This window comes from Allobosea sp. Root381 (assembly GCF_001429395.1).
Taxonomy (GTDB): Bacteria; Pseudomonadota; Alphaproteobacteria; order Rhizobiales; family Beijerinckiaceae; genus Allobosea.
In genome coordinates this window covers 64,399-78,096 of the sequence record NZ_LMJT01000011.1, presented here as the reverse complement: position 1 = coordinate 78,096, position 13,698 = coordinate 64,399, and the positions used below count along the sequence as shown (strand labels likewise).

The following is a 13,698-nucleotide window of genomic DNA, read 5'->3' as shown; positions in this document are numbered from 1 at the left end:
GATTCCGAGCCTGCCGCAGTGAGCGAACCCATGCCCGACACCGTCCAGACCGCCCCGATCCACGCGCCAGCCCCACGCGGGCTCGACCATCTGGTCATCGGGGTCCGCGACCTCGATGCCGCAGGGGCGTTCTACGAAAAGCTCGGCTTCAAGGTGGGCGCCCGCAATCGCCACCCCTGGGGCACCGAAAACCGGATCGTCCAGTTCCCCGGCTCCTTCCTTGAGCTGATCACGATCGGCGACGAGAAGGCGCTCCTGCCGCCCACGCCTCGTACCTTTTCATTCGGCAGCTTCGTCCGCGACGCGCTGGATCGTGGCGAGGGGCTCTCCATGCTGGTTCTGGAAAGCACCGATGCGACGGCCGATGCCGCCGCGTTCCAGCGCGCGGGGATCGGGGACTTCGAGCCGTTCTTCTTCGAGCGCCAGGCCAGGCGCCCGGATGGCAGCGAGGTGCGTGTCGCCTTTTCGCTTGCCTTCGCGGCCGACCCGCTCGCGCCTGAGTGCGGCTTCTTCGTCTGCCAGCAGCACGAGCCCCAAAATTTCTGGAATCCTGCGTTCCAGCAGCATGGCAACGGCGCGACGGGCCTCGCATCGGCCATCATCGTCACCGGCGATCCAGCGGCCCATCGCGACTTCCTGACCACCTTCGCCGGCTCTCCCGAGGTGCTGGAGGGCAATGCCGATCTGGTCCTGACCCTGCCGCGCGGGCGCATCGACGTGCTGGACCCGGAAGCCGCGCAGGCGATCTACCATGTCGAGCCCGACACGACGCCGGCCCGCTTCCTGGGCTTCTGCGTTGCCGTGCCCGATCTCGACGCCGTGGCGCAACGGCTCGAGGCGGCAGGCATATCCTTTGCGCAGGGCGACGAGCGCATCGTGGTTCCGCCCGAGGCTGCGCATGGCTGCGTCATTGCCTTCGAGCTGAGTTGAGGGCCGGGGTAGACGCAATCGACCGGATCATCGAGCGATGATCCGGATATTCGATCTTGCCTCGATATTTGCCGAAAACCGCGCGGCGCTTTTCGGGTCTATGCTTCAGGGGGATTCGAGACGACCATGATCGCGCAGGCGCTGCTCAAGCTACCCGATTTCCTCCTGTTCTTCTCGGTATCTCTGGTCCTGGTCGGGCTCTACCTGCTGGTCTACACACTGGCGACCTCGCATAACGAGTTCGGCCTGATCCGGCAGAACAACATCGCGGCGGCGCTGTCTCTCGGGCTAAGCCTGACGGGTTTCGCGCTGCCACTCTCGAGCGCGGTCGTTCACGCCAACACCATTCCCGATCTCGTGATCTGGGGGGCGGTCGCCATCGTCGTGCAATTGATCGTCTATGCGCTGGTCAGGCTGGTCCTGCCCAATCTTTCGGCTCGAATCGCGGCTGGCGAACTCGCCGCCGCGCTGTTCCTCGGCGCGGCCTCGCTGGCGGCCGGCGTGATCAACGCCGCCGCGATGAGTTTCTGAATAAAACGCCGGGCGTCCGCAGTAGGCTTCAGTCGGCGGCGCGCGGGCCGGGCAGGGAGGCCAGAAGCGCCACCATGGCGCGGTCGTGCAGCACGACCATGCGCTCCTTCGGCTTCAGCCAGATAGCCGCGTCGTCGATGGTCTCGGCGTCGACCAGCTTGGCCTGTGCCACGGCACGGTCGGGCTCGATCTCGCCGCGACGGCGTGGAGCATTCGCCGGCAGCATCGCTTCATGCGCCTCGCGCAGTGCCGGATCGGCATGCAGGGCCCTCAGGCCGTCGGCATCGTCGAAGCCGGCCTCGTCGAACTCGGCCTGAAGGGCATTGGCGCGTAGCGCCACGGCCGGCGGCTCGCCTTCTTCGGGCGTCACCAGGAGCTTGTGCCGCTTGAGCCAAAGCCCGATCGCAAGCTGGCCCGATGCCCATGACAGCGGGATCGCGAGCACGAGGCCGACGATGGTGGGCGACATCCAGGCGAACAGCGAGGTCGCGATCATGAAGGCCGACAGGCCCGTCACCACCCCGAGTACGGTATGGGTACGGTGGCGGCGGATGATGTCCTTCAGCGGAATCGAGCCATCGTCGCGGCGTTGCGGATTCCAGCCAGTGTCGCGCCCGAGCAGGATCTGGAACACCGATCCCGATTGGATGAGCATCATGATCGGCGCGAAGAAGGCCGAGAACAGGACCTCGATCAGGGCCGAGGTCACGAGGCGGATCGCGCCGCCTCCGGCCCGGCGCAGCTTGCCGTTGAACAGCGTCAGCAGCAGCCCGAAGAGCTTGGGCGCGAGCAGAATCGCCATGGTCAACGCGAACAGGTTCAAGGCGCGTTCGGGGTCGAAGCGCGGCCAGACCGGAAACAGCGTGAATTCCTGGGTGAAGTACTCCGGCCGCGCATAGCTGACCTGGAGCACGATCAGGATACCGACGACGAGTTGCAGCAGCCAGAAGGGCGAGGCCAGATAGCCCATGATGCCCGTCGCGAAATGCTGGCGCGTCGGCATCACGAAGCCCTTGGCGCCGATCACCCGCGAATGCTGCAGGTTGCCCTGGCACCAGCGCCGGTCGCGCACCGAGACGTCGATCAGCGAGGGCGGGCTTTCCTCATAGGACCCGATCAGGTCCGGCAGCATGTAGACCGACCAGCCGGCGCGCCGGATCAACGCGGCCTCGACGAAGTCATGGCTGAGCACATGGCCGCCGAAGGGCGGCTTGCCCTTGAGATCGGGCAGGCCGCAATGGTCGGCGAAGGCCTTGGTGCGGATGATCGCGTTATGGCCCCAGTAATTGCCGTCGCGGCCGGACCACATCGCGAGCCCCGTCGCGATCACCGGCCCGTAGACCCTCGCCGCGAACTGCTGCAGTCGGGCGAAAAAGGTGTTGCGGTTGATGATCAGCGGCAGCGACTGGATGATGCCGGAATCGGGATCGGCCTCCATCGCCGCGGCAAGGCGCACGATGCAGGTGCCGGTCATCAGGCTGTCGGCGTCGAGCACGACCATGTGCTCGTAATGGCCGCCCCAGCGCGTCACGAAATCGGCGATGTTGCCGGCTTTGCGGTGATGGTTCTTGGGACGATGCCGATAGTAGACCCGCGAATCCGGGCCGAGCCGCTCGCGCAGCGCCAGGAAGGCCCGCTCCTCGGCGACCCAGACATCCGGGTTCGTCGTGTCCGACACGATGAAGTAGTCGAAATGGTCGCCGAGCCCGGTTGCCTCGACTGATTCGCGAATCGCCGCCAGCGCCGCGAAAGTGCGCGCCGTCGACTCGTTGTAGATCGGCATGACCACGACGGTGCGGTGCTTCAGCGCCTCGACGCGTTCCGAACGGCTCTTGCCGAACAGGAGCCCGAAGAAGCCGAGCACCGCGCTGGTGAAGGCGAGCGCGATCCAGGAGAAGTTGATCGTGAACAGCACGAGCAGCACGTACTGGAGGGATGTCGTGCGGCTGACCGACACGACATTGTACATTTCCCAGGCGCCGTAAGCCGTCAGCACCAGCCCGCCGCCGAAGACGAAGAGCCGCTTCAGCCAGGGCGTCGTCCAGCTTTGCGGCGCGACCGGCTTCCTCCGGTCGGACGCGCTCCAGCTTCGGAACGACTGCACCGGCATGACCAGCCGGCTTTCGGGCGGAGTCGCAGGTTCGTGCGCCGCCATGGAGGATCGCGTCCGCGGTGCGGACTCGTCGGGGCGGATCGCGGTTACCACGTCCATCGGTTCAACCAGGTTTCGGAAACCGGCTGCCCGCCGGACTCCAGCACGAGCCTGAGCTCGCAAAGCGTTTCCGTGCCGGGATCGACCTCGAAGCCGACCCGCATCAGCTTGCGCTCGGGGAAGGGCCAGAGCCGGACATTGTGGATCTGGCCCGGTTGCGTCGTGATGTTGGCGCGGGTCGAGGCGACCATGGCGGGATCCGCCAGCTTGTCGCCGGTGAAGTCCACGATGAAGCGGCGCCGCCGCGTCTGCGTGCCCCGTCCCTGGCGCACGCGCGTGGTGAGGGCGAGGCCCGGTCGCTCCGGCGGCTGCCAGCACCAGGCCTGGCGATAGGCGACCGCCGTTTCGCTGCCGGCCGCGAGCGGCTGGCGCGGCCGCCAATACATGATGATGTTGTCGTTGGCGTCGGATTCGCTGGGAATCTCGATGAGCTGAACTGAACCGGCTGCCCATTCGCCCAGCGGTTCCATCCAGACGCTCGGCCGCAGCTCGAAGCGCTGGTCGTCATCCATGAAGGCGGTGGGGTCGCGCTCGCGCTGGACGAGGCCGAAGCCCTTGGGGTTGTTGTCGACGAAGGAGGAAACCTGCAGGGTCGCCGGGTTGCTGACCGGCCGGTAGATCCATTCGCCGGTGCCGGAGCGCATCTGCACACCGGAAACCTCGTGAACGGCCGGCCGCACATCGTCGAAGGTGCGCCGGCTTTGCGGGCCCGAAAGGAAGGTGCCCATGGTGCAGCCGAAGCCGACATGGTCGAGCGCCTGGCGCGCGAACAGCGTCATCTCGACATCGATCAGCGTGACGTCGCCCGGGCGCAGCGTCATCCGGACCGCGCCCGTCAGGCTCTCGGAATCGAGCAGGGCGTGAATCACGAGCAGGCCGGAGGCGGGGGTCGGCCGCTCGATCCAGAAGGCGCGGAAGAATGGGATCTCTTCGCCGCGCGTTTCGCCCGGCCGTAGGATCAGGGCGCGCGCGATCGCTCCGAAATTCTGCCCCCGCGCCAGCGACCGGAAGAATGTCGCGCCCTGGAAGGTCGCGACCTCGAAGGGTCGTTCCAGCCCGGTGGCGATCCGCATGCCCGAGAACTGCAGGTCGACATTGGCCGGCGGCGGCGTCACACGCCCGTAGTCGAACTTGCTGCGGTCGAAGGCGACACGCCGCACCGTCTGGTCCTCGACCGTGAAAAGGCTCACCGGATTCGCGAAGACATAACCGCGATGCAGCGGCTCGACCGTGAAGCCGCGGTTATCGCCAGCCCAGATCAGGGCGTTCGGCTGCGCCCGGATGCCGGAATATTGGTCGAAAGGCAGGGTGGCATAGCCGTCGGGCAGATCGGTCGCGACCTGCGGCACGACCGGGCGCTGCGCCAGGATGCGCGCAGCATCCACCACCAGCGAAGCGTCGAACTGTTTCCCTTCGAAAAGGAAGGCTTGGTTGATCGCTGCGGTCGGCGAGAGCGTCTGCGCATGGGCTGCGCCGGCCGCGATCAGCGAGGCTGCCGCCGCGCCGCCGGAGGCTTCGAGAAACTGCCGACGATTCAAGGGTTTCGACATCATATCCAACATCAGCGGGCGCTACCCTCGCCCACTCGCGCTTCTAGAGCATTTCGCCGTGATCTGAAAAGCGGCAGTATCGCTAATTCGTAGCGGATCGCTCGTCTCCTTGTGCTGGTCTCAGCCGGACGAGGCGGCTACCATGTTGACTTTGGCGAATGCCGGCCGAATCGTCTATCGACGGCACCTGCGAGGCTCCGCGCGGCACCAACCGCCAGCGCCCGCGTTCGGCGCCGCGCGGCCAGCCATTCGCCGCAAAGGAAACGACAATCATGACGGAAATGCAGTCCGGCCGGTCCTGCCTCGCGATTCTCCTCGCAGCGGGCGAGGGGACACGGATGAAATCCGGGCGGCCGAAGGTTCTGCATGAGGTCGGTGGCCGCTCGCTGCTCGCGCATGCGCTGGCATCGCTGTCCGAGGCCGGCGCGGATGCCGTGGTCGTCGTCACCAGCCCCGATCGGCCGGAGGTCGCGCGCGAGGCGCAGGCGCTGCTTCCAAATGCGCAGATCGCGATCCAGGCCGAGCGGCGCGGCACAGCCCATGCGGCGTTGGCGGCGCGTGAGGCGCTGGCAGTGGGCTACGACGATGTCATCCTCGCCTTCGCCGACACGCCGCTGCTCCGCCCCGAGACATTCGGCGCGCTGCGTGCCGCGCTCTCCGGCGGCAAGGCCGTCGTCGCGCTCGGCTTCGAAGCCCGCGACCCGTCAGGCTATGGCCGGCTCGTTACGCGCGACGGCGAACTCGAGGCCATCGTCGAACACAAGGATGCGACGCCGGAACAGCGCGAGATCCGCCTCTGCAATGCCGGCATGATGGCGCTCGATGGCAAGCAGGCGCTGTCGTTGCTGGATGCGATCGGCAACGACAACGCCCAGTCCGAGTTCTACCTGACCGACGCGGTTGCGGTCGCGCGCTCGCGCGGGCTGGCCACAGGCGCGCTGACAGCGCCGGAGAGCGAGGTCCAGGGCATCAACGACCGCATCCAGCTCGCTTCGGCGGAAGCCGAGTTCCAGCGGCGCAAGCGTCTCGCCGTTATGGCGGAAGGCGCGACGCTGACGGCGCCCGAGACGGTCTTCTTCAGTCACGATACGCTTATCGGCCGCGACGTGGTGATCGAGCCGCATGTCGTCTTTGGTCCTGGCGTCAGCGTCGCCGATGGCGCTGTGATTCACGCCTTCTCGCATCTGGAGGGCGCCGAGATCGGCCCGGGGGCGTCGGTGGGGCCCTATGGCCGTCTGCGACCGGGCGCGCGGCTCGCCGCCAAGGCCCGGGTCGGCAATTTCGTCGAGGTGAAGGCTGCCGAGATCGGCGCCGGCGCCAAGATCAATCACCTGACCTATATCGGCGATGCCACCGTGGGTGCCAACGCCAATATCGGAGCCGGAACAATTACCTGCAATTACGACGGTTTCTTCAAGTATCGCACGATGATCGGGGCCGGCGCCTTCGTCGGCTCGAATTCCTCGCTGGTCGCGCCCGTCACGATCGGGGACGGTGCCTTCATCGGCTCCGGCTCGGTCATCACCGAGGACGTCGCGCCGGATTCGCTCGCGGTTGGGCGCGGCCGTCAGGTCACCAAGGAAGGCTGGGCGCACGCCTTCCGCGAAGCCTCGCAGGCGCGGAAGGCCGCGGCCAAGAAGCCCTGAAACCGCGCCGTTCGCGCAGGCCCGCGTTCATAGTTCGACATTTAGAGTGATTTTGCTTCGTCGAGCCGGCCCGCTATGCCGGCTCGCAACGGCAACGTCTGAAGAGGTTCTCGCATGTGCGGCATCGTCGGGATACTGGGCAAGGAAGCGGTCGCGACCCAGGTCGTCGAGGCGCTCAGGCGGCTCGAATATCGCGGCTATGATTCCGCCGGCGTCGCGACGCTGGAGCGGGGCCAGCTCACCCGTCGCCGTGCCGAAGGCAAGCTCAGGAATCTCGAGGTGCGCCTCTCCAGCGAGCCTCTCGAAGGGTTGATCGGCATCGGCCACACCCGCTGGGCCACCCATGGCAAGCCCAACGAGACCAATGCGCATCCGCATGCGACCGCCAAGCTCGCCGTCGTCCATAACGGCATCATCGAGAATTTCCGCGAGCTGCGCGCCGAACTGCAGGCGGACGGCTATGTCTTCGAGACGGAGACCGACACCGAGATTGTCGCCTATCTCGTCACCCGCGAGCTCGACCGCGGCCTGACGCCGGTCGACGCGGTCGGCGCGAGCCTGCCGCGCCTCCACGGTGCTTTCGCGCTCGCCTTCCTGTTCGAAGGCGAGGAGGACCTGCTGATCGGCGCCCGCAAGGGCTCACCTCTCGCGGTCGGCGTGGGCGATGGCGAGATGTATCTCGGCTCGGATGCGCTGGCGCTGGCGCCCTTCACCAATCTCATCGCTTATCTGGAGGAGGGCGACTGGGTCGTGCTCAACCGGAAGGGCGCGACCTTCTACGACAAGGCCAACAACACGGTCGAGCGCCGGGCCCAGCGCGTCGCAGCCGGGGCCTTCCTGGTGGAGAAAGGCAATCACCGCCACTTCATGGCGAAGGAGATCTACGAGCAGCCCGAGGTCGTCGGCCATACGCTGACGCAATATCTCGACATGGCTACCGGCACTGTTCGCCTGCCCTTCGAGGGCACGGTCGACTGGAAGTCGCTCTCGCGCCTGTCCGTTTCCGCTTGCGGCACCGCTTATTACGCCGGGTTGACGGCAAAATACTGGTTCGAGAAGCTCGCCCGCCTGCCGGTCGAGATCGATGTCGCCTCCGAGTTCCGTTATCGCGAGGCGCCGCTGCCGGAGAACGGGCTTGCCCTGTTCGTTTCGCAGTCGGGCGAGACGGCCGACACGCTCGCCTGCTTGCGCTATGCCCGGCAGGAGCGGCAGAAGGTACTCTCCATCGTCAACGTTCCAACCTCGACGATCGCGCGCGAGAGCGACGCCGTTGCGCCAACGCTCGCCGGCCCCGAGATCGGCGTCGCCTCCACTAAGGCCTTCACCTGCCAGCTCACCGCGCTCGCCTGCCTGGCCCTCGCCGCGGCGCGTGGGCGCGGCACGCTCTCTGCCGGGGAGGAGGCACGCCACGTCCAGAGCCTGATAGCCTTGCCGGGCCTAATCGCCAAGGCGCTCGAACTCGAGCCGCAGATCGAGAAGCTCGCCCGCGAGCTCTCCAAGGCGAGCGACGTGCTCTATCTCGGCCGAGGCACCTCCTTCCCACTGGCGCTGGAGGGAGCGCTGAAGCTCAAGGAAATCAGCTATATCCACGCCGAGGGCTATCCGGCGGGCGAGCTCAAGCACGGCCCGATCGCGCTGATCGACGAATCCATGCCGGTGATCGTCGTCGCGCCGCATGATACCCTGTTCGAGAAGACCGCCTCCAACATGCAGGAGGTTGCAGCCCGCGGCGGCCGCATCATCCTGATCACCGACGCAAAGGGCGCTGCCGAATGCGGCATCGTGCCGGAGGCGACGATCATCATGCCGGAGATGGACCCGACCTTCGCACCCATCGCCTACGCGCTGCCGATCCAGATGATCGCCTACCAGACCGCCGTCTTCATGGGTAAGGACGTCGATCAGCCCCGCAACCTGGCGAAGTCCGTCACGGTCGAGTGAGGCCGTGGGCCTCGCTTACGCCTCCGGCCGGCTCGCGACATAGCCGGCCGCCGCCAGTAGGCAGGCGCCGCTCAGCCATAGGGCGATGGGCGGCGCATCGGTCCGGGTCAGGATCGCGAAGCTCAGCGCCATCGAGCCGCAGGCGATGTACTTGACCCTGCGTGCGATGGCGCCCCGCTCGCGCCAGCGTAGAACCTGCGGGCCGAGCCGAGGATGGCCGAGCAGCCAGGCCTCGAAGCGCGGCGAGGATTGCGAGAAGCACCACGCCGCAGCGATGAGGAAGATCGTGCCCGGCATCAACGGCAGGATCAACCCGACCACGCCGATCGCGGTGAGGATCCAGCCGGCCGCGAAAAGCAGCGGGCGGCGAAATAGTCTAACGCCGCGCGTCATCGCCTGGATCGCCGTGCCGATTCGTGTTGGATTTTGCACCAGCGGCAGCGAAACACCGTATCTATTCAAGCTGCAAGACGGCGAAAGGTCCCGCAATCCTTGAATTCTGCCGGGGCGACTGGCACGTCTGTCGCATCACGCTCGTGAAGCGGCCGCGCGAGGCCAGCCGGATCGGACATTTCGAATGAATCAGAGCCCGCTCGACCCCCGGCTGATCATCCAACCCGACCTCTTGAGACCGAGCTTCGGCACAAGGCTGCGGCGCTATTTCTTCACCGGTCTGGTGCTGGCCGCGCCGCTCGCGATCACGGCTTCGGTGACCTGGTGGTTCGTCAACCTGATCGACGGCTGGGTGAAGCCGCTGATCCCCAACTCCTACCTGCCGGATGCCTATCTGCCCTTTCCCATTCCCGGAATCGGCCTGGTCATCGGGATCATCGGGCTGATGCTGCTCGGCTTCCTCACGGCCAATCTGGTCGGCCGCTCGCTGGTCAATGCCGGCGAGGCGATCCTCGGCCGCATGCCCGTCGTGCGCAGCCTCTACAAGGGCATCAAGCAGGTCTTCGAGACGATCTTCTCTCAGTCGGGAACATCCTTTCGCAAGGTCGGGATGGTGCAGTTCCCGCAGCCGGGCATGTGGTCGATCGTCTTCATCGCGCAGGAGGCTGCCCCCGAGATCGCCGGCAAGCTGCCGGATAGCGACCAGCAACTCGGCGTCTTCCTGCCCTGCACTCCGAACCCGACGACCGGCTTCTTTTTCTACCTGCCGCGCCGCGAGGTCGTGGAACTGTCGATCTCGGTCGAGGACGGCGCCAAGCTGATCATGTCGGCTGGGCTGATCCAGCCGGGAGAGGTGGCGGCGCGCATAGTGCCTCAAGCCGGCAGATAGCGCAGCCTGGGGCCGCGTTCTCGACCGCCCCTTCGGGGGTGTTACCGCGCCGCCTTGATGACGTCGAGCAAAGCCCGCAGCGCGGGTGGCACCGCCCGGTGTCCGGGATAGTAGATCGCGATTTTCTCGGGAGCTGGCGTCCAGGCCGGTAGAAGCCGACGCAGGTGCCCCGCTGCCAGCGCGGCATCGGCGGCTGGACTGGCGACATAGGCAATGCCGAGCCCCTTGATGGCGGCCTCTACCATCAATTCCTCGTCGTCGAGGATGACCGGCCCGCTCGTGTCGACCATCAACGGCCGGCCGGCCCGATCGAATTCCCATGGGTAGAGCTTGCCGTTTGGTACGCGGTGGCCGATGCAGCGATGCTTCGTCAGTTCATCGGGCGTCATCGGCTCGCCGAAGCGTTCGAGATAGTCCGGTGATGCGACGCAGAAGAAGCTGACCGCGTCGGCGAAGACCACGGCGATCATGTCCCTCGGAATCGATTCGACGAGGCGAACACCGGCGTCGAACCCGGCCGAGACGATGTCGATCAGCTTCCCTTCAACGACCAGATCGACGACGACGTCCGGAAAGCGCTCCGCCATGACCGGCAGGATGTCGCGCACCAGGAGTGCCGCTGCAAGCCGCGGCGCGTTGATCCGAACGGTCCCGGAGGGGCGGCCGCGAAAGCCGGCGACGCTGTCGAGCGCCTGGTCCAAGGTCGCCAACGCCGGCTGAAGGCGGGCGAGCAGTTCGAAGCCCGCTTCCGTCGGTGAAACGCTGCGTGTCGTGCGGTTGAGCAGACGCACGCCCAGGCGCTCCTCGAGACCCCGCATGGCATGGCTCAAGGTCGATGGCGCCGTGCCGAGATCGTTGGCTGCACGCCGGAAGTTGCGTCGCGTCGCGACGGTCACGAACGCGGTCAGGTCGCTCAACGAAGGGCGGGTTACTGATGGCAATTTTGCATCAAGCCATGTCGGTCATCGAGCATTATCCGAACAATGTCGCAGCCCTATCTCCAGCCGGCAAGAGGAGACGGCGCTCGCCGCGTCGTCCTCAAACCCGCAAAGGAGCCGACATGGCCAAACGCGACGCGATCTTTCCCGCCGATCGACATGCCCTCTATGATCTCCATCAGTATTCGGCCGCTATCAGATCCGGCGACCTGCTCTTCATTTCCGGACAGGTCGGCAGCCGCGAGGATGGATCGCCCGAGCCGGTGTTCGAAGACCAGGTTCGCCGGGCGTTCGCAAATCTTCGTGCCGTCCTGGCGGCGGCAGGCGCCAGTTTCGACGACGTCATCGACGTCATCTCCTTCCACACCGACCCGCAGACGCAGTTCGACACGGTCATGGCCATCAGAGCCGAGGAGATCGGCGATCCGCCCTATCCGACCTGGACCGCGGTCGGCGTGACCTGGCTGGCCGGCTTCGATTTCGAGCTCAAGGTGATCGCCCGCATCCCGGAGGCGGCCTAAAACCGCACGGGCGCGTAGCACTGAGCGTGGCTTCAGCCCGCCCGCAAAAGCCGGATCGCGACGTCGCGTTCGAACAGGTAGAGAAGGGTCCGGACGGCTTTGCCACGCTCGCCGTCGAGATGCGGATCGCGCTCGATTAGGAGGCGCGCGTCGTCGCGCGCCGCCGCCAGCAGGTCGCCATCGACCTCCGGCCGGGCGATGCGCCAGTCCGGCGAGCCTGACTGCTTGGTGCCGAGCACCTCGCCCTCGCCGCGCAGGCGCAGATCCTCCTCGGCGATGCGGAAGCCGTCCTCGGTCTCGCGCATGATCGTCAGTCGCGCCTCGGCGACAGGGCCGAGCGGGCCCTTGTAAAGCAGGAGGCAGGTCGAGGCCGCAGAGCCGCGGCCGATCCGGCCGCGGAGCTGGTGAAGCTGGGCAAGGCCGAAGCGCTCGGCATGCTCGATCACCATCACGCTGGCATTCGGCACGTCGACACCGACCTCGATCACGGTCGTCGAGACCAGGATGCGCGTCTCTCCGGCGAGGAACGCCGCCATGGCGGCGTCCTTGTCGCGCCCAGGCATCTGGCCGTGAAGGAGGCCGACCTTGTCGCCGAAGAGTTCGCGCAGGCCTTCGTAGCGTTCCTGCGCGGCGGCGACGTCGAGCGTGTCGGATTCCTGCACCAGCGGGCAGACCCAGTAGACCTGCGCGCCCGACTGCACGGCGCGCCCGACCGCTCCAACGACTTCGCCATGCCGCTCGGACGAGATCGCCTTGGTCGCGATCGGCTTGCGGCCGGCCGGCTTCTCCGACAGCACCGATATGTCCATGTCGCCGAACCAGGTCAGTGAGAGCGTGCGCGGGATCGGCGTCGCGGTCATCACCAGCACGTCGACCGCCTCGCCCTTGGAGCCGAGCAGGAGACGCTGGTGGACGCCGAAGCGATGCTGCTCGTCGACGATCGCGAGCGCGAGGTCCTGGAAGGCGACGCCCTCCTGGAACAGAGCATGGGTGCCGACGGCGATGGTGATCTCGCCATTGGCCAGTCCTTCGAGCACACGCGCCCGGCCGGCGCCCTTCTCGCGCCCGGTGAGGAGGGCGAGCTTGAGCCCGGCCTTCTCGGCGAGCGGCGCCAGGCGTTCGGCGTGCTGGCGGGCCAGGATCTCGGTCGGCGCCATCAGCACCGATTGGCGGCCGGCCTCGGCGGCGGCCGCCATCGCCATCAGCGCGACCACGGTCTTGCCCGAGCCGACATCCCCCTGAAGGAGGCGCAGCATGCGCTCGGGCTTTTCCATATCCGTATGGATGTCCGCGAGCGCCTGCCGCTGGCCATCGGTCAGCGTGAAGGGCAGGGCGCCTTCGATGGACCGCCTGATCCGCCCGTCGCCGCTGGTGGCGCGGCCGGCGATCTTCTTCTGCTGGCGACGCACCAGAGCGAGCGCGATCTGGCTCGCCAGCAACTCGTCATAGGCGACGCGTCGGCGCATCACCGTATCGCCTTCGACCGCCTTAAGATCGGGCGGATGATGCAGCGCCTGCATCGCCTCTGCGAAGGGCGCGAAGCCGGCCTTCGCCAGGAAGGGCAGGTCCTGCCATTCGGCGAGGTCTGGGCATTTCTCGGCCGCTGCCGCGGCGATCCGTGTCATCACCCGCGGTCCGACGCCCTCGGTCATGCCATAGACCGGCTCGATCGCGGGCAGGGTCGCGGCCTGGGCGGGGTCGAGGACGCGGTCGGGGTGCACCATCTGGCGCATGCCCTCCCAGAGTTCGAGCTTGCCGGAGATGATGCGATAGGCACCCACAGGCATGGTCTGCAGCAGATGGCGGACATCGGCATGGAAGAAGACGAGCGTGACGTCGCCGCTCTCGTCCTCGACGAGGATGCGATAGGGCGCCTTGCCCTTGCTGGTGGGCGCGGGGCGATGCTCGGTCACGCGCGCGGCGAAGGTCGCCACCCCGCCGATCGGTGCATCGGCGATCGAGGGACTGGGGCGCCGGTCGATCGCGCCTGTCGGCAGATGGAACAACAGGTCGACGACGCGCGCCGGCCGGGTCTCGTCGCCCAGCAGCTTGTCGAGCGCCTTGGCCGTCTTGGGGCCGACGCCTGGCAGCGTCGTGACCGGAGCGAACAGGGGATCGAGCAGGGAGGGGCGCAAGCAGTCACCGGG

The 13,698-nt window shown here is 66.9% G+C and carries 11 protein-coding genes; 6 read left to right on the top strand and 5 right to left on the bottom strand.

What is annotated here, in order from left to right; all coding sequences use genetic code 11:
• The first annotated feature begins 30 nt into the window (after positions 1-30).
• Positions 31-930, top strand: a complete 900-nt coding sequence (locus ASE63_RS11370) for a VOC family protein (RefSeq protein WP_056801003.1) — start codon at positions 31-33, stop codon at positions 928-930.
• A 126-nt stretch (positions 931-1,056) separates the two neighbouring features.
• Positions 1,057-1,461: a DUF350 domain-containing protein gene (locus ASE63_RS11365; RefSeq protein WP_056801001.1), complete on the top strand. Its 405-nt coding sequence runs from the start codon at positions 1,057-1,059 to the stop codon at positions 1,459-1,461.
• Positions 1,462-1,489: 28 nt separating this feature from the next.
• Here ASE63_RS11365 and mdoH read toward each other — a convergent pair whose 3' ends face one another.
• Both mdoH and ASE63_RS11355 read right to left on the bottom strand, forming a co-directional pair.
• A complete protein-coding gene (mdoH, locus tag ASE63_RS11360) occupies positions 1,490-3,673 on the bottom strand; it encodes a glucans biosynthesis glucosyltransferase MdoH (protein ID WP_082609848.1) in 2,184 nt (727 codons plus the stop codon).
• Entirely contained in the window at positions 3,661-5,223 is a 1,563-nt protein-coding gene (locus tag ASE63_RS11355; RefSeq protein ID WP_056801050.1) for a glucan biosynthesis protein, read from the bottom strand. Before ASE63_RS11355 ends, mdoH begins: the two co-directional genes overlap by 13 nt.
• A gap of 281 nt (positions 5,224-5,504) precedes the next feature.
• On the opposite strand from ASE63_RS11355, the gene glmU reads away from it, so the two are divergent.
• Entirely contained in the window at positions 5,505-6,869 is a 1,365-nt protein-coding gene (gene glmU / locus ASE63_RS11350) for a bifunctional UDP-N-acetylglucosamine diphosphorylase/glucosamine-1-phosphate N-acetyltransferase GlmU (RefSeq protein ID WP_056801048.1), read from the top strand.
• 114 nt (positions 6,870-6,983) lie between these two features.
• The gene (gene glmS / locus ASE63_RS11345; protein WP_056800998.1) at positions 6,984-8,810 is read left to right on the top strand and encodes a glutamine--fructose-6-phosphate transaminase (isomerizing); all 1,827 of its coding nucleotides are present in this window, start codon (positions 6,984-6,986) and stop codon (positions 8,808-8,810) included.
• 15 nt (positions 8,811-8,825) lie between these two features.
• On the opposite strand, the gene ASE63_RS11340 is transcribed toward glmS, so the two are convergent.
• Positions 8,826-9,203 carry a YbaN family protein gene (locus ASE63_RS11340; RefSeq protein ID WP_056800995.1) on the bottom strand — a complete coding sequence of 126 codons (378 nt, stop codon included), beginning with the start codon at positions 9,201-9,203 and terminating at the stop codon, positions 8,826-8,828.
• Positions 9,204-9,387: 184 nt separating this feature from the next.
• On the opposite strand from ASE63_RS11340, the gene ASE63_RS11335 reads away from it, so the two are divergent.
• Positions 9,388-10,092 carry a DUF502 domain-containing protein gene (locus tag ASE63_RS11335; RefSeq protein ID WP_056800994.1) on the top strand — a complete coding sequence of 235 codons (705 nt, stop codon included), beginning with the start codon at positions 9,388-9,390 and terminating at the stop codon, positions 10,090-10,092.
• 41 nt (positions 10,093-10,133) lie between these two features.
• Here ASE63_RS11335 and ASE63_RS11330 read toward each other — a convergent pair whose 3' ends face one another.
• The gene (locus tag ASE63_RS11330; protein ID WP_244491374.1) at positions 10,134-11,009 is read right to left on the bottom strand and encodes a LysR family transcriptional regulator; all 876 of its coding nucleotides are present in this window, start codon (positions 11,007-11,009) and stop codon (positions 10,134-10,136) included.
• Positions 11,010-11,152: 143 nt separating this feature from the next.
• Between ASE63_RS11330 and ASE63_RS11325 the strand changes: the two genes are divergently transcribed.
• Complete coding sequence (locus ASE63_RS11325) at positions 11,153-11,551, top strand: RidA family protein (RefSeq protein ID WP_056800992.1); 399 nt, start codon at positions 11,153-11,155, stop codon at positions 11,549-11,551.
• A gap of 32 nt (positions 11,552-11,583) precedes the next feature.
• Here ASE63_RS11325 and recG read toward each other — a convergent pair whose 3' ends face one another.
• Positions 11,584-13,686 (bottom strand): ATP-dependent DNA helicase RecG, encoded by a 2,103-nt coding sequence (gene recG / locus ASE63_RS11320; protein ID WP_056800991.1) that lies wholly within the window; start codon positions 13,684-13,686, stop codon positions 11,584-11,586.
• Positions 13,687-13,698: the final 12 nt, after the last annotated feature.